Annotated in this window: 19 protein-coding genes and 3 pseudogenes; 14 read left to right on the top strand and 8 right to left on the bottom strand. The window is 62.0% G+C overall.

From position 1 onward, the window contains the following. The 4 genes and pseudogenes from ACFFWD_RS27860 to ACFFWD_RS27875 form a co-directional block, all read left to right on the top strand. Positions 1-1,306, top strand: a pseudogene (locus ACFFWD_RS27860) (hypothetical protein); the annotation flags it as partial. A 741-nt stretch (positions 1,307-2,047) separates the two neighbouring features. After that, the gene (locus ACFFWD_RS27865) at positions 2,048-4,780 is read left to right on the top strand and encodes a type I secretion system permease/ATPase (RefSeq protein ID WP_376970691.1); all 2,733 of its coding nucleotides are present in this window, start codon (positions 2,048-2,050) and stop codon (positions 4,778-4,780) included. Continuing rightward, positions 4,767-6,194, top strand: coding sequence for an HlyD family type I secretion periplasmic adaptor subunit (locus ACFFWD_RS27870; protein ID WP_376970693.1), 1,428 nt, complete (start codon positions 4,767-4,769; stop codon positions 6,192-6,194). The genes ACFFWD_RS27865 and ACFFWD_RS27870 overlap by 14 nt, the downstream gene beginning before the upstream one ends. A gap of 524 nt (positions 6,195-6,718) precedes the next feature. Further along, positions 6,719-7,327 carry a molybdopterin cofactor-binding domain-containing protein gene (locus ACFFWD_RS27875; RefSeq protein WP_376970695.1) on the top strand — a complete coding sequence of 203 codons (609 nt, stop codon included), beginning with the start codon at positions 6,719-6,721 and terminating at the stop codon, positions 7,325-7,327. Positions 7,328-7,343: 16 nt separating this feature from the next. On the opposite strand, the gene ACFFWD_RS27880 is transcribed toward ACFFWD_RS27875, so the two are convergent. Continuing rightward, entirely contained in the window at positions 7,344-7,919 is a 576-nt protein-coding gene (locus tag ACFFWD_RS27880) for a TetR/AcrR family transcriptional regulator (protein ID WP_376970697.1), read from the bottom strand. Between the two features lie 302 nt (positions 7,920-8,221). Between ACFFWD_RS27880 and ACFFWD_RS27885 the strand changes: the two genes are divergently transcribed. The 3 genes and pseudogenes from ACFFWD_RS27885 to ACFFWD_RS27895 all read left to right on the top strand — a co-directional run. Beyond that, positions 8,222-9,472 (top strand): FAD binding domain-containing protein, encoded by a 1,251-nt coding sequence (locus ACFFWD_RS27885; protein WP_376970699.1) that lies wholly within the window; start codon positions 8,222-8,224, stop codon positions 9,470-9,472. Between the two features lie 31 nt (positions 9,473-9,503). Further along, positions 9,504-9,803 carry a DUF485 domain-containing protein gene (locus ACFFWD_RS27890; protein WP_376970701.1) on the top strand — a complete coding sequence of 100 codons (300 nt, stop codon included), beginning with the start codon at positions 9,504-9,506 and terminating at the stop codon, positions 9,801-9,803. Positions 9,804-9,847: 44 nt separating this feature from the next. Then, a pseudogene (locus ACFFWD_RS27895) lies at positions 9,848-10,387 on the top strand (sodium:solute symporter family transporter); the annotation flags it as partial. Between the two features lie 454 nt (positions 10,388-10,841). On the opposite strand, the gene ACFFWD_RS27900 reads toward ACFFWD_RS27895, so the two are convergent. Further along, positions 10,842-11,735 (bottom strand): 3'-5' exonuclease, encoded by an 894-nt coding sequence (locus ACFFWD_RS27900; protein WP_376970703.1) that lies wholly within the window; start codon positions 11,733-11,735, stop codon positions 10,842-10,844. A gap of 933 nt (positions 11,736-12,668) precedes the next feature. Next, positions 12,669-12,794, bottom strand: a complete 126-nt coding sequence (locus ACFFWD_RS27905; protein ID WP_376970827.1) for a hypothetical protein — start codon at positions 12,792-12,794, stop codon at positions 12,669-12,671. A 14-nt stretch (positions 12,795-12,808) separates the two neighbouring features. Between ACFFWD_RS27905 and ACFFWD_RS27910 the strand changes: the two are divergent. From ACFFWD_RS27910 to ACFFWD_RS27920, 3 genes and pseudogenes are all read left to right on the top strand, one after another. Continuing rightward, positions 12,809-13,243, top strand: a pseudogene (locus tag ACFFWD_RS27910) (methyltransferase family protein); the annotation flags it as partial. Positions 13,244-13,270: 27 nt separating this feature from the next. After that, a complete protein-coding gene (locus tag ACFFWD_RS27915; protein ID WP_376970705.1) occupies positions 13,271-13,693 on the top strand; it encodes a GFA family protein in 423 nt (140 codons plus the stop codon). 276 nt (positions 13,694-13,969) lie between these two features. Then, positions 13,970-15,232, top strand: coding sequence for a CaiB/BaiF CoA transferase family protein (locus tag ACFFWD_RS27920; RefSeq protein WP_376970707.1), 1,263 nt, complete (start codon positions 13,970-13,972; stop codon positions 15,230-15,232). A gap of 154 nt (positions 15,233-15,386) precedes the next feature. On the opposite strand, the gene ACFFWD_RS27925 is transcribed toward ACFFWD_RS27920, so the two are convergent. After that, complete coding sequence (locus ACFFWD_RS27925) at positions 15,387-15,545, bottom strand: hypothetical protein (RefSeq protein WP_376970709.1); 159 nt, start codon at positions 15,543-15,545, stop codon at positions 15,387-15,389. 52 nt (positions 15,546-15,597) lie between these two features. Here ACFFWD_RS27925 and ACFFWD_RS27930 point away from each other — a divergent pair, with 52 nt between their 5' ends. Further along, positions 15,598-15,780, top strand: a complete 183-nt coding sequence (locus tag ACFFWD_RS27930) for a hypothetical protein (RefSeq protein WP_376970711.1) — start codon at positions 15,598-15,600, stop codon at positions 15,778-15,780. A gap of 23 nt (positions 15,781-15,803) precedes the next feature. Here the strand turns inward: ACFFWD_RS27930 and ACFFWD_RS27935 are convergent, their stop codons facing one another. From ACFFWD_RS27935 to ACFFWD_RS27950, 4 genes are all read right to left on the bottom strand, one after another. Then, on the bottom strand, positions 15,804-16,124 hold the full coding sequence (locus ACFFWD_RS27935) for a cupin domain-containing protein (RefSeq protein WP_376970713.1): 321 nt from the start codon (positions 16,122-16,124) through the stop codon (positions 15,804-15,806). Continuing rightward, positions 16,121-16,828: a YqcI/YcgG family protein gene (locus tag ACFFWD_RS27940; protein ID WP_376970715.1), complete on the bottom strand. Its 708-nt coding sequence runs from the start codon at positions 16,826-16,828 to the stop codon at positions 16,121-16,123. The genes ACFFWD_RS27935 and ACFFWD_RS27940 overlap by 4 nt, the downstream gene beginning before the upstream one ends. Positions 16,829-16,901: 73 nt before the next feature. Continuing rightward, positions 16,902-18,194, bottom strand: a complete 1,293-nt coding sequence (locus ACFFWD_RS27945) for an MFS transporter (protein WP_376970717.1) — start codon at positions 18,192-18,194, stop codon at positions 16,902-16,904. Further along, a complete protein-coding gene (locus ACFFWD_RS27950) occupies positions 18,194-18,781 on the bottom strand; it encodes a hypothetical protein (RefSeq protein WP_376970719.1) in 588 nt (195 codons plus the stop codon). The genes ACFFWD_RS27945 and ACFFWD_RS27950 overlap by 1 nt, the downstream gene beginning before the upstream one ends. A 185-nt stretch (positions 18,782-18,966) precedes the next feature. Between ACFFWD_RS27950 and ACFFWD_RS27955 the strand changes: the two genes are divergently transcribed. The 3 genes from ACFFWD_RS27955 to ACFFWD_RS27965 all read left to right on the top strand — a co-directional run bounded on the left by ACFFWD_RS27955 (position 18,967) and on the right by ACFFWD_RS27965 (position 21,653). Then, positions 18,967-19,986, top strand: coding sequence for a GlxA family transcriptional regulator (locus ACFFWD_RS27955; protein WP_376970721.1), 1,020 nt, complete (start codon positions 18,967-18,969; stop codon positions 19,984-19,986). A gap of 198 nt (positions 19,987-20,184) precedes the next feature. Further along, positions 20,185-21,318: an alpha-hydroxy acid oxidase gene (locus ACFFWD_RS27960; RefSeq protein WP_376970723.1), complete on the top strand. Its 1,134-nt coding sequence runs from the start codon at positions 20,185-20,187 to the stop codon at positions 21,316-21,318. A 131-nt stretch (positions 21,319-21,449) separates the two neighbouring features. Next, positions 21,450-21,653, top strand: coding sequence for a hypothetical protein (locus tag ACFFWD_RS27965; protein WP_376970725.1), 204 nt, complete (start codon positions 21,450-21,452; stop codon positions 21,651-21,653). The last annotated feature ends 76 nt before the right edge of the window (positions 21,654-21,729 follow it).

Here is a 21,729-nt window from a genome sequence, read left to right on the forward strand (position 1 = left end):
CCCGACCGGCGCGAGCATCAAGGATGCCGGCGGTCTCGCAGCGAACCTCTCGGGCGCGGTGACGACATTCTCTGGTCTCCAGATCTCGACGTCATCGACCACGCCAACGACCCCAACCACGCCCACCACCCCGCCAAACGTCGCGCCGACAGTGACGCAGGCCTCCGCCTCGCCGGGGACGGGAATCGAGCATGTCGGCGATGCCATCACAATGACGCTCGGCTTCAGCGAGGCCGTGACCGTCACCGGTACGCCCACGCTGAAGCTCAATGACGGCGGAACGGCCACCTATGTCGGCGGCTCCGGGACGAGCTCGCTCACCTTCAAAACGACTGTCGCGTCGACGGATACCAATACTTCGGCGCTCGCCATCACCGGCGTCAACCTTCCGAGCGGTGCGAGCATCAAGGATGCCGGCGGTCTCGCGGCGGACCTCTCGGGCGCGGTGAAGACGTTCTCGGGGCTACAGGTCGATCCGACGTCATCGACCACGCCAACGACTCCGACCACCCCGACCACCCCATCGACCCCGTCATCGATCGCGCCGGTCCTCACCATCGCGGACAACTCGCTCTGGGTGGCCGGAAGAGGCGGCACGGTCGACCTCGGGACAAAGGTGACCACGACCGACTCCAACGATCTCGTCACCGTGAAGATCACGGGGCTGCCGAGATACGAGACGATCACCGACAACCTGGATGGTCACACATTCAGGGGGGGTAACGACATCACCTTGACCGCCGCGCAGGTCGACAGCGGACTGACGCTGCACTCGTACTACAGGGGCGGCGGCCATCCCGTCGCAACACTCACTCTGACCGCAAGCGCGATGGATCCGGTCGCCGGCACCGTCTCGACAGCCTCGCCGCAGACCATCACCGTGACGGATCCGCGACCTGCGATCAACACGACTGCGCCGTCGTCGCAAACGACCACCGTGACGACTCCTCCGTCTTGGAGCGCCGCGACCACAACGTCGTCGCAGCCGACCGTCGTACCGGACCATTCGTTTACGACTGCCGCGAACGCAGGCTTCCTGGCAGGCCGAGGCTTTGAGCTGCTGCAGCAGCAATTGGGCTCGGTCAGCAATACTCTGGCGACCACCGCTCCGCAGGCGACCACTCTTGCGAATGCTCAGCTTGCGACAGGCGTCTCCACCGCGTCCGCGGCAAGCCAGAGCTTCGCGCTGCTGAACCAGTATCTGGCCGGCAACACCGGCAGGGTCGATTCTGGTCAGATCGTGGCCGCCGTGTCGCAAGCGTCCGGGGTGGGTCGGGAAGCTTTCCTGACCAGGCCGCAAGCTTGATCCGCTTCTGCACCCAGGCGCATCAGCGCCGGGGTGCAGAACGATCAGTTTTGGAAATGCAGAAGAAACATCGAACGCCGCAGGCAACGGCAAAGGAATGGATAGTCACTTGCGAGCGTTCATCTTCTCGGGTGGCTCTGCGGCTCGCGATCTATCCGCAGCTTTGATGCCGAGCAATGTGCCGGAAAAATCAAGCGTGTGTCTTCCGACTAACCGAGCGCGTGTCGGCGCAAAATACATGCGTGTAGCGCAAGTGGGGCGCTGCATACGTGTGTATACTCACATTTTGAAAGTTTTTTCGCCATTTTTGCTTATTAACCAACCGGCCTAGCAGTTGGGGGGCCAGCTTCCAAAATCCCACTGCTCTGAAATCTCCTCGCGGTTCGAGGCTGCAATGCTTTGAAATCTGCTCGTGGTCCTAGGCTGCGAGCGTGCGGTATGTCGCGCGCCTTCGCGATGCGCGGCAGTGGAATTCCCCGTCTTCAATTTGGCCTGCCAAAGAGGTCGTGGAGTGTCCACAAGTGCGTTGGCCGGTAATCCAGGCCGGGTCGATCCGTTCAGATCGTGGTGGCGGCGTCGAATGTCGCCATCTGGGGTCAGGGCCCGTTCCCGACCAGGCCTCAGCACTGATCCGCTTCCGCGGCCAGGCGCCTGGCGTTCGGGTGCGGTACCACCAGTTTTGGAAATGCATGAGAAGGGACATCAAACGCGGCCGGGTAGCCGCGAAGGGTTGAGTAAGAAATGGCGATCCAGAACGGAAATGCCCACGCCGCAGATCTGGGGCTCCGAGCCCTGGCTCTGTTCCTGCGTCTTCATGGCGTGAACACTGAGCCCGACCAGCTCCGCGACCGCTGCGGGAGCGATGAGGTCGGCATCCGCGCGATGCTCCGCTGCGCGCGCGAATTTGGAGTCAAGGTCCGTTCGCGTACGACGCATTGGACGCGACTTGCGAGCATCCAGCTGCCTGGAATCGCATCGCTCCATGACGGCGGATTTCTGCTTCTCGGAAAGGTCGACGACAAAGGGGCGCTCGTGCTCCATCCGAAATCGGCGCATCCGAAACTGATGACGCGTGCGGAATTCGAAGAAATCTGGGACGGCCGCTTGATCCTAACCGGATCACAGAACGTCGCCAATCGGGTGTTTCATGCTCTTGCCGGCATGGCTGTCCGCGGGCGTGATCAGGCGGAACGTGCGCGCGATGCCCTGATCCGCATCCGCGGTCCATTGACGCGTGCCCGGGATATCCTAATGCTTGCCCGCGATATGTTGATGCGCGGGCGTCTCGCCGATCGAAGCGATACGGCGACCCACGCGGGGAGCAGCGAATTCCAGGTAGCGGGCACTGAATCTGAGATTGATGTTGAATCCGGGCTGATCGCAGTTGCGATCTTGCTACGTTGCCATGGCATCGCGGCCGACCCGGGCCAAATCCGCCATCGCATGGGCGCGGCGCGCCTGGGTGTTACCGAAATCCTGCGCTGTGCCAAGGAGTTCGGGCTCAAGGCACGGGCACAAAGGACGAGCTGGAACAGGCTTGCGGTCACGCCGCTGCCGGGAATAGCGCTGCTGCGCGACGGCGGCTTCCTGATCCTCGGCAAGGTCATCGACGACAAGCTCCTCGTTCAGCACCCGTTGTCTGCCCGACCCGAAACAATGACGCAGGCCGAACTCGAGGGTATCTGGGACGGTGACATCATCCTGATGGCCCGGCGCGCGGCGCTGACCGACCTCGCCCGCCGCTTCGATATCAGCTGGTTTCTCGGCGCGGTCCACAAGTATCGCCGTCTTCTCGGCGAAGTGCTCGTCGCGTCGTTCTTCCTTCAGATCTTCGCCCTCATCTCACCGCTGTTCTTCCAGGTGGTCATCGACAAGGTGCTCGTGCATCGAAGCATGAGCACGCTGGACGTTCTGGTCATAGGCCTTGTCGCGCTGACGGTGTTCGAGACCGTTCTCGAGACGCTGCGCGTCTATCTGTTCGCGCACACGACAAACCGTATCGACGTCGAGCTCGGCGCCCGGCTGTTTCGTCACCTGATGGCGCTGCCGATCGCGTATTTCCAGACCCGGCGCGTTGGCGATTCGGTGGCACGCGTCCGCGAGCTCGAGAATATCCGCCAGTTCCTGACGAGCTCGGCGCTCACGCTGGTCATTGATCTCCTGTTCACCGTCGTTTTCCTTGCGGTAATGTTCTATTACTCGACGACGTTGACGCTGATCGTCATGGCGTCCTTCCCGTTCTACATCGGCATCTCCGCGGGAGCTGCGCCGCTGTTCCGCCGGCGCCTCGATGAGAAGTTCAATCGGGGCTCCGAGAACCAAGCTTTCCTGGTCGAGAGCGTCACGGGCGTCGAGACGTTGAAGGCCATGGCAGTCGAGCCGCAGATGCAACGCCGCTGGGAGGAGCAGCTCGCCGGCTATGTGGCCGCGAGCTTCCGCGTGCTCAGCCTGAACAACACGGCGAGCCAGGCTGTCCAGATGATCAACAAGCTGGTCGTCGCCGCAACGCTTTACTTCGGCGCCCGGCTCGTGATCGGCGGCGATCTGACCGTCGGCGAGCTTGTTGCATTCAACATGCTGGCCGCGCGGGTGAGCATGCCGGTGCTACGGCTCGCGCAGATCTGGCAGGACTTCCATCAGGCCCGCCTGTCGATCGATCGTCTCGGCGACATCCTCAACACCATTCCCGAGCCAAGCTTCACTCCTGCCCGCGCGGCGCTGCCGGCGATCCGCGGCAAGGTCACATTCGAGCACGCGACCTTCCGCTACCGCATCGACGGCCCCGAGGTGCTGCACGACGTGTCCTTCAGCGTCGAGCCGGGCCAGGTTGTCGGCATCGTGGGCTCCTCGGGCTCGGGCAAGAGCACCATCACAAAGTTGATCCAGCGTCTCTATGTGCCGGAGAGCGGACGTGTGCTGGTCGACGGCGTCGATCTCGCGATGGTCGATCTGAGCTGGCTGCGGCGTCAGATTGGCGTCGTGCTGCAGGAGAATGTGCTCTTCAACCGCTCGGTCCGCGAGAACATCGCGCTCGCCGATCCGGCCATGCCGATGGAGCGCGTCATCGAGGCGGCATCGCTCGCCGGCGCTCACGACTTCATCCTGGAGCTGCCCGAGGGCTATGACACCGTCGTGGGTGAGCGCGGCAGCAGCCTGTCCGGCGGGCAGCGCCAGCGTATCGCGATCGCGCGCGCTCTCATCACCGATCCACGCATCCTGATCCTCGATGAGGCAACCAGCGCACTGGACTACGAAAGCGAGCGCGCCATCCAACAGAACATGAAGCGGATTTCCGCCGGACGGACTGTGTTCGTCATTGCTCACCGGCTGTCGACCGTGCGCAATGCGAACCGGATCATCACCCTCGAGCATGGCCGCATCGTCGAGGACGGCAGCCATGATGAGCTGATCCGGTCGAACGGGCGTTACGCGAACCTTCACTATCTGCAGGCCGGGATCCATGACGTCCGCTAGCCGCAACATCGTCCCGTTTCCGAGACGCGAACCCCGCCGCCGCGAGCACGAAATTGCCTTCCTGCCGGCGGCGCTCGAGATTACTGAAATGCCGCCGTCGCCGATCGGACGCGCGATCGGGGCGAGCATCATCGCGGTGTTCTGCATCGCGCTGGCGTGGGCGTCATTCGGCAGTGTCGATATAGTCGCCACCGCGACCGGCAAGATCGTGCCGGGCGGGCGCACCAAGCTGATCCAGCCGTTCGAGACCGGCGTTGTCCGCGCCATTCACGTCCGCGACGGCCAGAGCGTCAAGGCCGGCGACGTCCTGATCGAGCTCGACCCGACGATGACGGAAGCCGATCAGGAGCGCCAGAAGAGCGATCTCCTTGCGGCCAAGCTCGACGTCGCGCGGCTGCGCGCGGCGCTCGCGGCGGATCCGCTTGCCGCCTTCCGGCCGCCGCAGAGCGCAAGCGCCGCCGAGGTCGAGATGCATCGCCAGTTCCTGATCAGCCAGCGCGCCGAGCAGAGCGCCAAGCTTTCCGAGATCTCGCGCCAGCAGAGTCAGAAGGAGGCTGAACGGGCGACCACCTCCGCGAGCGTCGCGAAGCTAGAGGCGACGATCCCGGTGCTGCAGGAGCGAGTCGACATCCGCAAGGGCCTCGTCGACAAGGCACTGGCGTCGAAAGTCGTCTATCTCTCCGAGTATCAGGAGCTGGTCGCCATGCAGCAGGATCTCGTCCTGCAGCAAAGCCGGCTGCGCGAGGCCGATGCGGCCATCGCCTTGCTTAAGGAAACGAAGGACAAGACCGCAGCGGAGTATCGCCGCGCGACCTATGAAGCGCTTGCAAAGGCCGAGCAGAAGGCCGCGAGCGCCGCGCAGGAGGTCGTCAAGGCAGATAGGCGCACGAAACTCCAGCGTTTGACCGCACCGGTCGACGGGGTCGTGCAGCAGCTCGCCGTTCATACGGTGGGCGGCGTGGTGACACCGGCTCAGGCGCTGGCCGTGGTGGTCCCGAGCGAGAGCCAGCTCGAGATCGAGGCCATGCTCTCCAACCGCGACATCGGATTCGTTCATCCGGGACAGAAGGCGGAGATCAAGGTCGATACGTTCAATTTCACGCGCTACGGGCTCCTTCATGGGGACGTGCTCAGCGTGTCGACGGACGCGATCACGCGCGACAGGCCGCAGGGCGGGTCGAATGACCGGGCATCGGGCGCAGCGCAGAGCAGCAGTGAGCCGAAAGGTCAGGACCTGGAATATGCCGCACGCATTTCGCTCGACCGTACGCACATGCAGGTGGAGGACAAGCTCGTCAAGCTCGGCCCGGGCATGGCAGTGACGGTCGAGATTAAGACGGGTTCGCGCAGAATGATCAGCTATCTGCTCTCGCCGCTGGCAAGATATAAGCAGGAAGCCCTGCGGGAGCGGTAAGAAGCCGACTTCCATCCGACGAATCTTCGCACTTCAGGTTGTCAACTCGACAGCGCCGCGATCTTGTACGACACGCGGGAGCAGCCGGAGAGCATCATGCTCGACGGTTGGAAAAGTTAATTCACGCGATCCCTGGGGAGCACAGCCTGCGCCTGGCAGCCATTGCACGGAAGTCGGTTGGGCGAATACGGAAAGTGGCCGAAATGATCTTGCTGACCGAAGGCGCTGGCTACATCGGTCCCATCTCTGTGTCGCGATACGCCGGGCTCGATGTCGTCGGAGTCGACAATCTCTCCAACAGCAACAAAACCTCTCTGGAACGGGGTACCATCCATCTGGGGGCGGTCGCTCGTCTTTCGGCACGCCGACATTCGGAATGAAGAGGTCATCTGCGAAATACTTCGTGCTTGCGGGGTGGCAGGTCGAACTGCAAGGTGATCAGTCACTTCCTGCCTGACATGCCCTTGCGTGGTTCCTCGATGCGCTCCCTCGGAGGCTATCTCAACGTGCCTTCGATCGAGAGCATGCTCGACGAACTGGCGGCGCGCTCAGGGCAGGACCCCGTCACGTTTCGGCTTCGCCACACTGTCGATCCCCGAGCGCGAGAAGTCATCGAAACGGCGGCATCGCGCTTCGGCTGGGCACAGCGGGTCAAGCGTTCGGAGAGCGCAGGATTCGGGTTTGGCTTTGCACGTTACAAGAACCTCGAGGCCTGGTGCGCGGTGGCCGTCGAGATCGACGTCGCGCGCCTGAGCGGCGTGGTTCGCATCCGCCGCGTCGTGGCGGCAGTGGACACGGGGCAGGTCGTGAACCCGGACGGTGTTCGCAACCAAATCGAAGGCGGCATTTTGCAATCACTGAGTTGGACGCTGTTCGAGCGCGTAACGTTCGATCGCACCCGCGTCACGTCGGTGGATTGGTCTGCCTATCCGATCATGCGGTTTGACAGCGTCCCGGAGTCGGTTGAAGTTCACCTGATAGATCGGCCCGGCGACGGCTTCTATGGGGTGGCAGAGGCCGCGCAAGGGCCGACGGGAGCCGCGATCGCAAACGTGATCAGAGATGCAACCGGCGTTCGCATGCACGAACTCCCATTCAGTCCCGCCCGCATCAAGAAGGCGATCGGAGCGTAATTGGAGGAACAGGGATCTAAGCCGTCGCTTTCGACGGGAGAACGAAGCGAACGCCGCCAAGGAACGTTGTTACCTTCGCATCGATGATCGAATTGACGTCGGTCTCCAGGGGCATCGAGTAGATGAACTTGCGAACTCCGAGATAGAAGATCGCGGCGTGCAGGCCCCACACCATCTCGATTTCGAGATCAGTGGTCGGGAGCTCATCGGTCGAGGGGCGTCCATACTCGATCCTGATCTCCTCGATCACCTTTTCGAACGCGCGTTCGCGCAGCATTTTGAGATAACGGGCGTTCAATCCGAGGTCCTTGAGACCTGCGAACATGAACAGGCGAATCCATTCGTAGGTGAGAATGACCTCGGCGTACTCGCGATAGAACTGGATCAGCCTGGCCTTCAGGGGGACCGAGCGATCGGTGATGATCTTCTCCCAGGACGGCTTCCAGCGCCCGACGAAGACTTCCTGATAGACCCGCTCGATCAGGGCTTCCTTGCTGGGAAAATAGCGATAGAGCAGGGGCTGGGTAATGCGAAGCCGCTTCGCCAGTTCGCGGGTCTGCCCCTCGAACCCGTGCTCGGCGAAAAACGACACGGCTTCCCGCGCGATAATGGCTTCCCGCTCGGACGGGTCCAGCCTCTGCTGCTCTCGGATCGGCGTCGGAAGACGCACTCTTCTGGGCTGCTTCACACCTGATTCGTCAGTTTGAGTACGCTTTCGCACCTTCATACACCGATTTGCCGCCGGGGCCGACCGGGGCGGCGACCATCACATTTTGTTTATCAGGTGATAAATAGTCGTTGACTTGGATCAACCGCATGCCGATAATTGATCATTTGATAAATAAGCAAGGCAACGCAACGCCGCGCGAACCGATCACCGAAGGGAGGATGCTCATGAGCGACGACCGCTGGAAGCGTGGGGTGCAGCCGAAAGCACTCGTGATCGGTGGGTCAATGGCCGGGCTTTTCGCCGCGTTGCTGTTGCGGCGGGAAGGCTGGATCGTCGATGTGTACGAGCGTATCGGCGCCGAGCTCGCAGGCCGTGGTGCGGGCATTGTTACCCATTCGGAGTTGTTCGAGGTATTGGGCCGGGCCGGCATCGATACCGCAGCCGCAGCGGTCGGGGTCGTCGTCCCGGGGCGGCGCGTGTTGGATCAACGCGGCCGTATCGCGGGCGAGCTCGGCTTGCGGCAAGTGCTCACGTCCTGGGGGCACCTCTACGGGCTTTTGAAGGCAGCGCTGCCTGCAGAGTATTACCATCACGGCAAGAACCTCGAGGAAGTCAGTGAGTGTGGCGACCGCGTGGTGGCGCGCTTCTCGGACGGCTCCGAGGCCTCGGGAGATCTGCTGATCGGCGCGGACGGCATATTCTCAAGCGTCAGGGCGCAGCTCGCGGCGGACGTCTGTCCCAAATACGCCGGCTATGTCGCCTGGCGGGGCCTCGTCAATGAATGCGACCTGTCGGCCCGGACTCGCGCGGAATTGTGCGACTGGTTCGCCTTTAGCCTGCCTCCCGGGGAGCAAATGCTCGGCTATCCCGTCGCGGGACCCAACGAAGAGATGGATGTCGGCGAGCGCCGCTTCAATTTCGTCTGGTACCGCCCGGCCGACGCTGACGATGGATTGGCGGATCTTCTGACGGATATCGACGGAGTCCGTCACGAACTATCCATTCCGCCGACCAGGATACGATCCGATGTGATCGCCTCAATGCGTCGGGACGCGGAGCGACTGCTGGCGCCGCAATTTGCCGAAGTCGTTCACCTGACGCCGCAGCCGTTCATACAGGCCATCCTGGATCTCGAGACGCCGTGCATGGCGCTCGGATCCCGGACGGTCATCCTCGGCGATTCCGCATTCGTGGCTAGGCCCCATGTCGGGATGGGCGTGACGAAAGCTGCGGCCGATGCGGCGGCTCTGGTCGATGCATTGCGAGCTCATCCGGTCGATCTGCCAGCGGCGCTCGCGAAGTTCGAGTCGACCCGGCTTCCGTTTGGAGCCGCGGTCGTCCGGCGCGCCCGCCAGCTCGGCGCATACATGCAGGCGCAGATCGCCACGGCCGAAGAACGGGCGATGGCGGAGCAGCATCGCAGTCCCGAGGCGGTGATGGCGGAGACTGCGGTGGCGACGGGCATTGCCGCCTAGGCAAACTCAAAGGAGGGAGGAGAAGTAACCAATGGACCTGCAAACCATCCAGCACCATCCCGCGTTCAGGCAGCTTGCGAGCGAACGCACACGCCTTGGCGTCGGGATGTCGATCGTCATGGCAGCCGCCTACTTCGCCTACATCCTGACCATCGCATTCTGGCCTCGGCTGCTCGCATATCCGCTGTGGAGCGGCACCGTGATTACTTGGGGCGTGTTGATCGGCGTCGGCCTGATCGCACTCGGTTTCTTGCTTACAGCAGTCTATGCCAGGCGAGCCAATTCCCGTTTCGATAGCCTCAGTCAGCTTCTTCTGGAGGATCTCCGATGACGTCACGCTCGGCTTGCGGAGCCTTGTTTGCAACTGCATTCGCCATGGTTTCCGGTCCTGCGGCGGCCGACGCGCTGACATCAGCGACAGGCATACGGCAACCGTTGAACGCGACGGCGATCGCCATGTTCCTCGGCTTTGTCGCGATCAGTCTCGCCATCACATTGTGGGCTGCGCGACGGGGGACGAGTACGGCGAAGGACTTCTATGCCGCCGGCGCCGGCCTGAAGGGCGTGCAGAACGGGCTCGCGATCGCCGGTGATTACACGTCGGCGGCGACGTTTCTGGGAGTAACGGCGCTCGTCTACACCTCAGGCTACGACGGCATGATCTATGCGATCGGCTTTCTCGTCGGCTTCCCGATGATCCTGTTCCTGATTGCCGAGCCGTTGCGCAATCTCGGCCGCTACACCTTTGCCGACGTGGCGGCATATCGGCTGGCCGAGGTGCCGGTGAGGGCGGTCGCCGGCGTAAACACGCTCGTGATTGTGGTCTTCTATCTGATCGCCCAGTTGGTGGGCGCCGGCAAGCTGATCCAGCTGCTGTTCGGGCTTCCCTACATCTACGCGGTAGGCATCGTCGGCGACGCGGTCTATTCGGCCGGCCAGACGCGCCACTTCGCCTATGGAGAGGGCGAATACAAGATCCACGATCTCGAAAACGTCGGCGATACCGACTTGTGGTTCACCACGGTTGAGTTTCTCGACAGTGCCAATGCGCCATTGAAACTTGGCTTGTGAGCGTTACGCCGCGACTGGCCGCCGGTCGGCGGCTCGCGAGCCGGTGAGCGGCCGCGGGGGTGACTGGCTCCCGCGCGGCGATGTCGGGGCCATTGGGGCGTTTGGTGTGAGTTGATCATGACTGTCCTCCTCTATGAGCAAGGACTGGACGATGATACCTTCCTGGCACCGCTGGCCCGAGAGGAGCGCTCAGCTTGAAGAAAAGCCTGTGCCCTTCCTGAAGGATGGGTGACAGTTCGTTCCCGTAAGGATGGCGAGAGGTCACGGATATTAAAGCTGGCCGTTAGATCCTGTTGGCCTAGGTCCTGACGGAGAAGCGGTCGAACGCGGTCAGGGTCTGGATCCGCACCTCAACTTCGCACTGATAAACCGTGCGTTGGAGATACTCGATCTCTGCCGCCTGACCGGTTTCATCGACATCGATGTACCAGGACCGCGGCCGGCCGTCGGCGCCGTCGCTCCAGCGATACCCGCGCCGCTTGAGTTCGTCCTTGAGCTCGAACGGCGAATGTTCGGCCCAGATCCTGATGGTCTTGCGACGGGCGCGTTCGAGCAGAACAGACAGGACGGTGCGATCGAGATGCGGCAGGCGAAGCGCGAGGATCTCCAGAAGCGCCAGGCAGTCATCGACCGCCCGGTGCGCCTCGTGAAACAGGCCGGCTTTCATCAAGAGGTAGGAGAGGCGCGATCCCTCGAAGCCATGGCTGCGCCACTCTATCTCGCTGACCGAGCACGCCCACGCCTTGTGCTGGAACAGAGGCGCGTACCGCTCCATGAACTTGCGGTCGAAGGCGGCATTGTGGGCGATGATGACGACCGCGTCTGAGGCGAACTGGTTGACGCGTTCTTTCTCAAGCCCGTGGCCGCGGACCATCTCGTCGGTGATCCCAGTCAGCGCGACGATCTCGGCAGGGATGGTGATCGATGGCTGGTTGAAGCAGCTGAAGGTGTCGATGACTCTGATAATCCGGCCGTCCGGCAGATAGCTGAACTTGACCATGCCAAGTTCGATGATTTCGTCGCGGGCCGCATCGAGACCAGTGGTTTCGACGTCGAGCAAGAGCGCGGTCTTGGCCGCTTCGCCATCGCTTGGGGAGAATTCAGGACGAGGAACGAGACGACGCAACACCCGGTAGTCAGGTGATTGCTCCAGTGTCGCCGCCATGTCGGCCAGGGTTGGATGATCAGTCATATCTTGGGCTTAAGGGATCGACGGTCACCTTACCGCGGGCCTGCAATTTAGCCGATCCGGTCGAGGCGGGCACCGTGGCGCCTGTGGATAGAATCTTCGATCGCGCCGGACCCTGGGTGCAGCGGCGCTGATCACTTGAAGCGCTGGGCAAGATGACATGCTGATTCTCATGGCCGGGAGCTTCGCGCGCTCGCCTCCCGGATTGTCCAGGATAGCCTGGGGCGCGCGCCCGCAGGATGCAGCACAGGTTCTCCTGAACCGTGCCGCTTCGCCTCAGGTCCGGCTTCGATCCCGCGCCGCGATATCGGTTCCCGATCACAAATTCGGAAAATCGGAAATTTGACTCGACCTTCCATCCGACTCGCTCCTATAATCTGATCTCAATGCGTTGGGGTTCAGTGATGTCGGATGAACACGTCAGGTCTTCGGACCTCATTGAGATCGCTCGCAGAAGCGGGGAATTTCGAAAACACTATGGTCTCTTGCTGGGAGCGTTTCTGTACCTCAGGTCGATCAGTGCCGCACGATCGCCTTCGAGCTGGTGGAGCAGCCTGCTCATGGCTCTGATCGGCGCAGCGGTTATCTGGCTCAGGAGCAGGTGGATCGGTGGCGGTTGAACTTGAATCCCTCTGGCAACTCAGAAGCTTTGCCAAGACAGAGGTCCTCGCAAGAAGACCAATAAAAAGTCAGGCGATCCCTCCCTCGCCAGCGAGTGGCTCGATCGATCAAACGAAGATCGGCATTGAGCAGAGCCATGTAATGTTATCGCAACTGCGGATCGCGATCGATTACCGGCGAGGTGACGGCTGGAAGGAGCATCCAACGCCAAGTCGGGCGGCATTGATATACGGTTCTGCCACGCGGCATCCAATCCCGTGAAGGATCTTCCGGGATAGGGCGGAGCTGATGGACCGAATGTACTTCCCCGCGCGGCTATTCCAGTCCGGCGCGACGAAAGCCTCCCAGGTAGTGCTCGCGATCGCCGCCGAGCTTCCAGGGCAGCTGGGTTGCGATCCAGGCCAGCGAGATGTTGGCCTGAGTCCGGCGCAGCTGGTGCAAGGCAGCCTTCGCCGTTCTGGCAGTGGCGGCCGATGCCCGCGGTCGTTTGGCAGGTGGCGAATCCGGAATTGGCATCGGTGGTCACGGGACTGTCCTTTCTCGGCTGGGTGATCGTCTTCACCAGCACCTTCCTGATCAACCATTTCGAATTGTTCGGATTGCATCAGGTCATGAACAACCTTGTCGGGCGGACGATGCCGGCGCCGAGATTTCGGACGCCGCTGTACTAAAAATTCGTGCGACATCCGATCTATTTCGGTTTTATCATCGCCTTCTGGGCGGCGCCGACCATGACCGTCGGACACCTGTTGTTTGCGGCGGTGACCACGGGTTACATTTTCGTTGGCATCTTGCTCGAGGAGCGCGATCTCGTTGACTTGTTTGGTGACGAATACCGAGATTACAGGCAGCATGTGTCGATGCTGGTGCCGTGGCGAAAGCCGTCCTGATCGGGTTCATCAAAGGAGAACTGTCTGATGAAGCATACTGGAAACTGCTTTTGCGGCGCTGTCGAGCTGGAGGTTACCGGCGAGCCGGAAGCCATGGGCTACTGTCACTGCCGTTCGTGCCGTTCCTGGTCCGGCGGCCCGGTGAATGCATTCAGCCTCTGGAAGCCGGAAGCCGTGCAGGTGACCAAGGGTGCGCAGCATCTCGCGACGTTCGAAAAGACACCGATGAGCCAAAGGAAATATTGCGCCAAGTGCGGGGGTCATCTGATGACCAACCACCCGACGCTCGGGCTCGTCGATGTCTTCACCGCTACGATTCCGACGCTTGTCTTTACGCCCGGAGTCCACGTCAACTATGCCGAGACGGTGCTGCCGATGCGCGACGGCCTGCCGAAGCTGAAGGATTTCCCGGCCGAGTTCGGCGGCTCGGGCGAAATGGTCGCCGAGTAGGCTATACTGCGATAACGACAGCGCGGCAGCGAGCAAGCCGACGATCTGCGTTCATGGTGCCGTTCGATACCGGGTCATGCCGGGATCGGGCGGCTTTTCTTTTGGAGGCAAGGCCGGATTTGAAGGGAGGGCGCTCGCCCTAAGACAGCCATGCCGGCCCGAAGTCCGGCCCTGCAAAATCCGGGTTTGGCGTTGCTGGAGGGCTTCCGGTAAAAGGCGATTGCGCCGCGATTATCGAATTTCGCCTGGCAAAATAAGAAGAGGAAGCGCCCGATCATGACGACCAGACCAGAACTGCCGGAGCGTACGCCGCGCGGAAACGGCGTCCCGACGGCCCTTGATGGTCTTTTGGTCGTCGATTTCACCCGCGTTGTTGCCGGGCCGGCTTGTACGCAGACGTTGGCGGATTTCGGGGCCGAGGTCATCAAGATCGAAAATCCGGATGGCGGTGATGACACGCGCGCGTATGAGCACGCGGAGATAGGCGGCGAAAGTGCTGCGTTTTTGAGCCTGAACCGTAACAAGCGCGGCATTGCGCTCGATTTCAACAACCCGGCTGCGCTGGAGGTGGCGCGCGCGTTGATCGCCAGGGCGGACGTTGTGGTGGAGAATTTCTCCGGTGGCGTGATGAAGAAATTCGGCCTCGACTACGCATCGGTCGCGCCGACCAATCCGCGCCTAGTCTATTGTTCGATTTCGGCCTACGGCCGCAAGGGCGATTTCGCCTTGCGTCCGGGTTTCGATCCGATTACGCAGGCAGAAAGTGGCTTCATGTCGCTCAACGGCTTTCCGGACAGCGAGCCGGTTCGGACCGGTCCGCCGATCGTCGACATGGCGACGGGTATGTCAGCCTGCAACGCGATCCTGCTTGCATTGATCGCGCGCGACCGGCTCGGCCGCGGCCAGCAGGTTGAGGTCGCCCTGATCGACACCGCCGTGGCGATGACCGGCTTTTACGGCATGGCCTATCTGATCAATGGCAACAACCCGGGTCGCTTCGGGAACTCACCCAACGGCTCGCCGACGGTGGGGGTCTATCAGGCGTCCGATGGACCGCTTTACATAGCCTGTGCCAACGATCGCCTGTATCGGCGGCTGGTGACGGAGGTGCTGGAGCGGCGGGATCTTGTGACCGATCCCGAATTTGCGCATCGCAAGGCGCGGACCGCCAACAAGGAGAAGCTGCGCGCCATCATCGCCGGCGTGTTTGCGAGCGACAAGCTCGAGAACTGGATGGCGAAGATGAAGAAGGCCAACATTCCGGTCGGCTACCTGCGTACGGTCGAGGAGGGGTTCAATGCACCTGAGGTCCGCGACCGGCACCGCCTGAGCAAAATCCCCCATCCAACCGCCGGAACGGTGCCCAACATCGAATCGCCGGTCAGCATGAGCCTGACGCCGACCATCGACCCGGTAGCAGCTCCGTTGCTTGGCCAGCACACCAAGGACGTGCTGCGCAGGACGCTCGGCTACGACGACCGGCGCATCGCGGAACTGGCCAAGGCTGGGGCTTTCGGCAAGCCGGGGAAAACCGGCTAGCCTGCCAGGACGCAGCGCCAGCACATCACTGGTCATATCGACCACTGGTCAGATCAACCCCCGGTGAGCGGGGACCGCTCGCCCTTGAGCTCATTAGCGCGTATACCGGCCCGCTGCGGCGAGCCTGATTGGCCGAAATCGGGCCGTCTGGGCCTCAGTTCGGCTTGCTGCGCAGGTTGCTCCTTGGCATACTTTCAACTTCTTCGGGTTCCGCCCGATCGATCTCGAGGCGTGCCATCCGGAGTATCAAGGTTGCCGTCGTCAGGCCGAGACGCTCAGCCTCCTGGCATGCGGTGTCGACCTTCTGGGCCAAGCCTTCACGTTTTCCTGGGTATGCCATTTGTGATCCTCACTTAAGGTGCGAGATGAAAAATCCAACTTATGTTGCAGAGCTGCAGAAGAAGCTCGGAGCTCCATCGAGCGAAACACTGGAAAGCCTGCGACTGTTGAAGGCCTTCCTTCGGCTTGCGCCCGATCAGCGTTCCGAAGTTATCGAGCTGATCGAGCGTTTGGCGGCTCAGCCGCCGGATGATCCTTCATTGTGTTGAAGGCCTTGCATTCTCCCTGATCGTCAATTTTTGATTGGATTGGCCGGCGGCTGCGTCGCGATGACATAGACCGCGCCACCTTCGAGCGCCTCCGATTGGTGGCGTGTTCCGGCAGGCAACAGGATGGTGTCGCCGGCGCTGACGATGCGTTCGCCGCCATCCCAGATGAAGTTCAGCCGTCCGCTGACGATCATCAGGATCTCGTCCACCGGGTGAGTGTGGAAGGCGTGCACCTTGCCCGCCGCATCGTGCTGCAGTTCGACAGAGCCCTGCGCCGGAAGCAGGTTCAGGATCGCCGGATCGATGGCGAATTCGGTCTTCGTAGATGCAATGATCTGGGTCATGCTGCCTGTTCCTTGTTCTCGATGGATGGCGTCTTGTTCTGCGCGAGCTTGGCGAATGGGCAGCCGCCGCGCGCATCGTTATCGTCGTGCAGGAAATATTGCAGGTATTCGCGCCCGTCGGATGCGCCGTAGCGTCCGAGAAGCGGCGAGGGGCTCGCACTGTCGTAGGGGATGAGGCGCTTGCGGACCTCGGCGAACGCGGCGTTCGCCGCCTTCTCCGTTCCAAGGATCTTCTCGAATACCCAGCGCGGCTGGAAGGTGAGCATGAAGGCGCTGGAGCGGCGGCTCTGTCGCATCACATGCGCGGGTGTCGTGCACACCACGAAGATCGGCTCGCCGGCGAACGAGAACTCCCACATCGGATGGTCGATCTGCTCGGGAATGTCGGTCGGCCACGGGCGCCTGTCCAGGCGAGCGAGCTGATCGAGCGTCAGCCACATCTTGCGATAATAGGCGTCGAGCGTTTGCACGGGGCGGGGCCGCGTGAACACGATCAGCGAAGTGTTGGGCCCGAAGGTACGCGACTGTGCGACATATTGCGCGAGTTGTTCGCCGAGGACTCCGACGTCGTAGGGATCGAGGAAGAGATAGCGGAGCTGATCCTGGCGATGTCCCGTCACTCCGAAAATGCAGGGAAACGGCCGCGCCTCGCTGCTCATCTGCGCTTCGAATTCGGAGAACATCACGCTTTGCCAACTGCTCACCGGATAGTTCGCGGTAACCTCGCCTCGTCTTAGAAATAAACGTTCCATAACGTCCCCTTCACTCTTAATGAGATTAACCAGCTATCAATTTGCTCCTCATCAGCAGCGGCCCGACAATTCCCGGCAGCGACATGAGCAGCAGAATGGCAATCAAGGCGCCGTAACCGGCATCGCCGATCACAGCCGCGTTGTGCACGGCGTCGATTCCGGAGACCTGGCTTGCGGCAAGCATGGCGAACCCGATGACGGGCTGCGAAGCGCCGGCAAAGATTCCGGCCGCTGTCGTGTTCACTGACGCGCCGACACCGATCAGGTCAGCGGTGTAGAGCTTCTTGACGCATTTCAGCACCAGCGGGACGGTCCCGCCGGCGACGAGACCGAGCGCGGTAAAGACGATGGTGACGTAGACGAAGCCGAATGCGTGCGCGACCGGGGGCAGCAGCATCGCGATCAGGACCATGCGCAGCAGGCAAATGCGGATCAGCGCGTTGTCGAGTGCAGCAGCAGCGCGATCGGCGGCATGACCCAGGAAGATTGAACCAAGAGCGTTTCCGATCATGAAAGCGAGCAGCGGGGTGCCCGCGGTCGCTGGCGAGATGTTGAAGAAGTGCGCCACCATCGGGATGCCCCAGACGCCCGACAGCGTCGTGACGACCGCAAAGTGCGACGCAAAGGTCATCGCACAACCCCAGTTCGCAACATGCGTCAGCGATTGCCGCGCTGCTGCGACGACGCCCTTCAGCGTCTTGTTGCTGTGGGACGCGGGATCGGGCTTCAGCGCAACCTTGGCGAACGCCAGGTTGGCAAGGCCGATGCAGGCGATGAACAGGAAGCAGGCCCGCCAGCCGAAGCCGGCCACGGCGGCCGCAAGGGGCGTGGTTGCGATCACACCGCCGACATAACCTGATACCTGCGAGATGCCGGACATCGCGCCAAACCGTTCGTCGGAAAAGCTCTGCGCGACGAGTTTCAGGAGTGCGGTGAAGACCAGGGCGTCACCGCAGGCCACGATCAGACGTGCTACAAAGACGTTGAGGAGGTTCGGCGCCAGCGCGAATGCCGCGCTTCCAAGCGAAGAAGCGATCATGCTGACGAGCACAACCCGCTTGACCCCGTAGCGGTCGACCAGAAGTCCCGCCGGAATCTGCATCAGCGTGTAGCCCCAGAAGTAGCTTGAGGCGAGCATCGCAACACCGGCGGCATCGGTGTTGAAGTCGTGCATGAAGCTCAGGCTGACCGATTGCGGCGATACCCGCTGCAGAAAGGCGATTGCGTAGGCGGCGGCCACGGTCGCCCATGCCAGATAGGCGCGGTCGGCCAGGCGCGAGGTCGGGGCGTATACGGCTTGCTGTCCGACCATCGACATCACACCCTCGCGTAACCGACTGAGAACAGGGCATCCGCGGAATTCGGAATTTTGCGTGACATCGCCGCATCAACGAGCGACGCAGTACCGTGATAGGCTTGGCGGTGGTGCTTGATATGGCCGTAGGCACCCCGCATGATCATGTCGGGCAGTTCGAGCGCCTTGCCTGGATAAAGCGAGGCGCACATTTCGACGCAGGCCGCCTGCAAGGCGGGGTCCTGCGCATCGTCCAGCAACGAGGGCGTGACCCTTTCGCAAATCTTGGCGTTGGCAGCCCAAACGATGGGATTGCGGGTCCGCCAGCCGTAGAGCACGCCATCGGCTCTTTCGGCTGCGCCCGAGCATTTCAGGACCTCAGTGGTAAAGAACCCGTAAAGACCACGCCCCTGGTGCGCCGGCAGCACCTCGGTGCCGCTGCGATAGATCGCAGGTCCGGCCGAGATTTCCAGGACGCGATAGACCGAAAAGGCCACAAGACCTGACCGGTCATAGACCAGGATAAGGCTGTATTTCCTGTCGAACGGCGAGGAGGCGGCGGTCCAGTGCGGCTCGGTGGCCTGCCAGTTGACGGCGATGATGCCGTTCATGGCGTCCATCAACGGCTGGCGATCGGCATGATCTATTTGGGAGGCATCGGGGAAGCTCTGGATCGCATAGTCTGACCAGGGTGATTTGATCGCCTGATATCGGCTGCTCAGACTTCGCGACATGGAGGAACTCCAGAGTGCATCGTGAGCTATACAGGGGGGCCTCGAATGGCCTAAAGGACAATATGCCCTCGAAAACTGCCAAACCGTCCCGGCCCGAGCCCCAGGAGAAAGCGCCCACGCGACTGATCGCGATTGTCGCCTTTCCGGGGGTGACACTGCTCGACATATCCGGCCCGGCGCAGGTATTCGCGGAATTGGAAGCGATCGAATTGCCCGGACCCGGCTATTCGCTGGCCTATCTGTCGGCCTCGGGCGGGCTTGTGCCGACCGATGTCGGCATGATGATCGACACATCACCCATCGATGAGGTTCAGCCCGGTGAGATCGACACCCTGGTGATCCCCGGCGGGCCGGGCATCTGGGAGATGCGCAACGATGCGAAGTTGATGAAGTGGGTCATGCAGGCGCTGCCGAAGGCGCGCCGTGTCGCTTCGGTCTGCCTTGGAGCGTTCGCGCTGGCTTGGACCGGGATATTGGACGGCAAGCGTGCTGCAACGCACTGGCGCTATTGTCCGCGGCTGCAGGATAGTTTCCCCAATATCCGCGTCGAGCCGAACGCCATCTTCGTGAAGGACGGACGGGTGTGGTCTTCGGCCGGCGTCAGCGCCGGCATCGACCTGGCGCTCGCGATGATCGAGGAGGATTTTGGCCATACAACCGCGCTCGACGTTGCGCGTCGCCTGGTGGTGTTCTTGAAGCGGCCCGGTGGCCAGAGCCAGTTTTCGACGGTGCTCGCGGCACAGGCGTCCGACGTCGAGGGACGCTTCAGCGCGTTGCATGCATGGATCATCGAGAACATCGCGAGTGATCTCAAGGTGGAAACGCTCGCCGAAAAGGCCGGCATGACGCCCCGCACGTTTGCCCGCACCTATGTCAGCCGCACCGGCATGACGCCCGCAAGCGGCGTTGAGGCGTTGCGCGTGGAGACGGCGCGTCTGTTGCTCGAGAGCCGCCAGATCGGCGGTGTGGTCGAGGTAGCCAAACGCGCGGGCTTTGGCGATGACGAGCGCATGCGCCGAGCCTTCCTAAGGCACCTTGGCGTCTCACCAACCGAATACCGAAGCCGCTTTTCAGGGCGATAAGCACGAGCCGCCGCGCCAGTGTACCGCCACGAACTTCCTCGTGCCTTGACGCATTTCGGTGACGGGATTTTCCCGCCGATGTCCCATCTATCTCGTTAGCGAATGGCAGGGCTTCGCGCGCGGCTTCACCCGTTCTAGGCGGTAGCTTTTCCGGTTTGTCTGCGGCTAATGTGCCGGCCAAATCGGGAGAGAAGCACTATGAATGACGGGACCCCCATCCGGCCGGAGCGCAATGTCGAACTTGGCGCCAGCGGCGAGGAATATCAGAATCTGCACGAATTCGTGCGGAAGGCCCGCGCCAAGCTCAATCAGAACGCCTGGGACTATATCGTCGGCGCCTCCGAGACCGAGACCACGATGCGTCGCAACCGGATGGCGCTCGACGAGATCGCTTTCCGGCCGCGCGTGCTGCGCAACGTCACACATGTCGACCCTTCGACCGAAGTCTTCGGGCGCAAGCTGCGCATCCCGGTGATGATCGCCCCGGTTGGGGCCCTTGAAATCTTCGATCCCGATGCAGGCGGCGCGGTCGCACGCGGGGCGGGGACGTTTGGTGCAGCGCACATGTTGAGCTCAGTCTCCGAGCCGGGTCTGGAAAATACTGCGAAGGCCGCGCCGGACGCGCTGCGGATCTTTCAGCTGTATGTGCGCGGCGATGACAGCTTCGTCGAAGACGTCGTCAGCCGTACCATCGCCAACGGCTATGCCGCGTTTTGCCTCACGGTCGACACCGCCCATTACAGCCGGCGCGAGCGCGACATCGCCAAGCGTTACGTTCGCGAGAGCCGCATTCGCGCTACCGGCGGCGATTTCCAGAAAGGGTTGGAATGGCGGACGGTGAAGCTCATCAAGGACAAATTCAAGATTCCTTTGATCCTGAAGGGCATCGCTACCGCGGAGGACGCAAAGACCGCACTCGATCATGGAGTCGACTGGATCTATGTGTCGAACCACGGCGGGCGCCAGCTCGACCACGGCCGCGGTTCAATGCAAGTGTTGCCCGAGATTGTCGAGGCGGTCGCGGGCCGGGCCAAGATCATGGTCGACGGCTCGATCTGCCGCGGCACCGACATCGTGAAGGCGATTATTTCCGGCGCCGATCTCGTTGGCATTGGCCGACTTCAGTGCTGGGCCCTCGCCGCCGCGGGTGAGGCCGGGATCGTGCGTATGCTGGAACTGCTCGAGGATGAAGTGATCCGCTGCCTCGGGCTGCTTGGCGTTACTCGTTTTTCCGAGTTGGACAAGTCCTACCTGTATCCGGCGACGCCAACCAACCTGCCAAGCGTGTTCAGCGCTTTCCCGTTGCTCGATATCGAACCCTATCGGTACTGAGAGTTTCCGTATTTCGCGCTGCTGCAGCAGACCCGACCTCGATGCGGACGGGTCTCGGCCATCCTGTGGCGTTCACGAAGACGCCGCGGCAAAGCCAAAGTCTGATCGAAATGCCGAACTAATCGGGGCGAATGGCTGATAACCCGTTTGCTGAATTCCCCCTCGAAAGAGCAATTGGCCTGCGCTGGACGCTGCGGGACATCCATGCCCGCCGGCTGAAATTGTCCCCTGTCAGCGACGAGGATTTGCGCGTGCTGATGGAACTCGGCTTGGTCGAATTGCAGGAGGATGAGCCGGTGCTGACGTCGACGGGGGCGGCGGTACTCAGCGGCTAGGACGGCGCCGACGCCCGGCGCTCTGGCGCGTGCAAGAGGCTTCCGGCCGAATTGCTGGAAGTGCAGCGATCGGTCT

Origin of the sequence: Bradyrhizobium erythrophlei (assembly GCF_042430365.1) — a bacterium.
Lineage (GTDB): Bacteria > Pseudomonadota > Alphaproteobacteria > Rhizobiales > Xanthobacteraceae > Bradyrhizobium > Bradyrhizobium erythrophlei.

Bases quoted from the DNA above. Each gene is read 5' to 3' on its own strand.
- ACFFWD_RS27865 (WP_376970691.1), top strand. From the start codon at position 2,048: ATGGCGATCCAGAACGGAAATGCCCACGCCGCAGATCTGGGGCTCCGA.
- ACFFWD_RS27870 (WP_376970693.1), top strand. From the start codon at position 4,767: ATGACGTCCGCTAGCCGCAACATCGTCCCGTTTCCGAGACGCGAACCC.
- ACFFWD_RS27875 (WP_376970695.1), top strand. From the start codon at position 6,719: ATGCTCGACGAACTGGCGGCGCGCTCAGGGCAGGACCCCGTCACGTTT.
- ACFFWD_RS27885 (WP_376970699.1), top strand. From the start codon at position 8,222: ATGAGCGACGACCGCTGGAAGCGTGGGGTGCAGCCGAAAGCACTCGTG.
- ACFFWD_RS27890 (WP_376970701.1), top strand. From the start codon at position 9,504: ATGGACCTGCAAACCATCCAGCACCATCCCGCGTTCAGGCAGCTTGCG.
- ACFFWD_RS27900 (WP_376970703.1), bottom strand. From the start codon at position 11,735: ATGACTGATCATCCAACCCTGGCCGACATGGCGGCGACACTGGAGCAA.
- ACFFWD_RS27915 (WP_376970705.1), top strand. From the start codon at position 13,271: ATGAAGCATACTGGAAACTGCTTTTGCGGCGCTGTCGAGCTGGAGGTT.
- ACFFWD_RS27920 (WP_376970707.1), top strand. From the start codon at position 13,970: ATGACGACCAGACCAGAACTGCCGGAGCGTACGCCGCGCGGAAACGGC.
- ACFFWD_RS27930 (WP_376970711.1), top strand. From the start codon at position 15,598: ATGAAAAATCCAACTTATGTTGCAGAGCTGCAGAAGAAGCTCGGAGCT.
- ACFFWD_RS27935 (WP_376970713.1), bottom strand. From the start codon at position 16,124: ATGACCCAGATCATTGCATCTACGAAGACCGAATTCGCCATCGATCCG.
- ACFFWD_RS27945 (WP_376970717.1), bottom strand. From the start codon at position 18,194: ATGTCGATGGTCGGACAGCAAGCCGTATACGCCCCGACCTCGCGCCTG.
- ACFFWD_RS27950 (WP_376970719.1), bottom strand. From the start codon at position 18,781: ATGAACGGCATCATCGCCGTCAACTGGCAGGCCACCGAGCCGCACTGG.
- ACFFWD_RS27955 (WP_376970721.1), top strand. From the start codon at position 18,967: ATGCCCTCGAAAACTGCCAAACCGTCCCGGCCCGAGCCCCAGGAGAAA.
- ACFFWD_RS27960 (WP_376970723.1), top strand. From the start codon at position 20,185: ATGAATGACGGGACCCCCATCCGGCCGGAGCGCAATGTCGAACTTGGC.
- ACFFWD_RS27965 (WP_376970725.1), top strand. From the start codon at position 21,450: ATGGCTGATAACCCGTTTGCTGAATTCCCCCTCGAAAGAGCAATTGGC.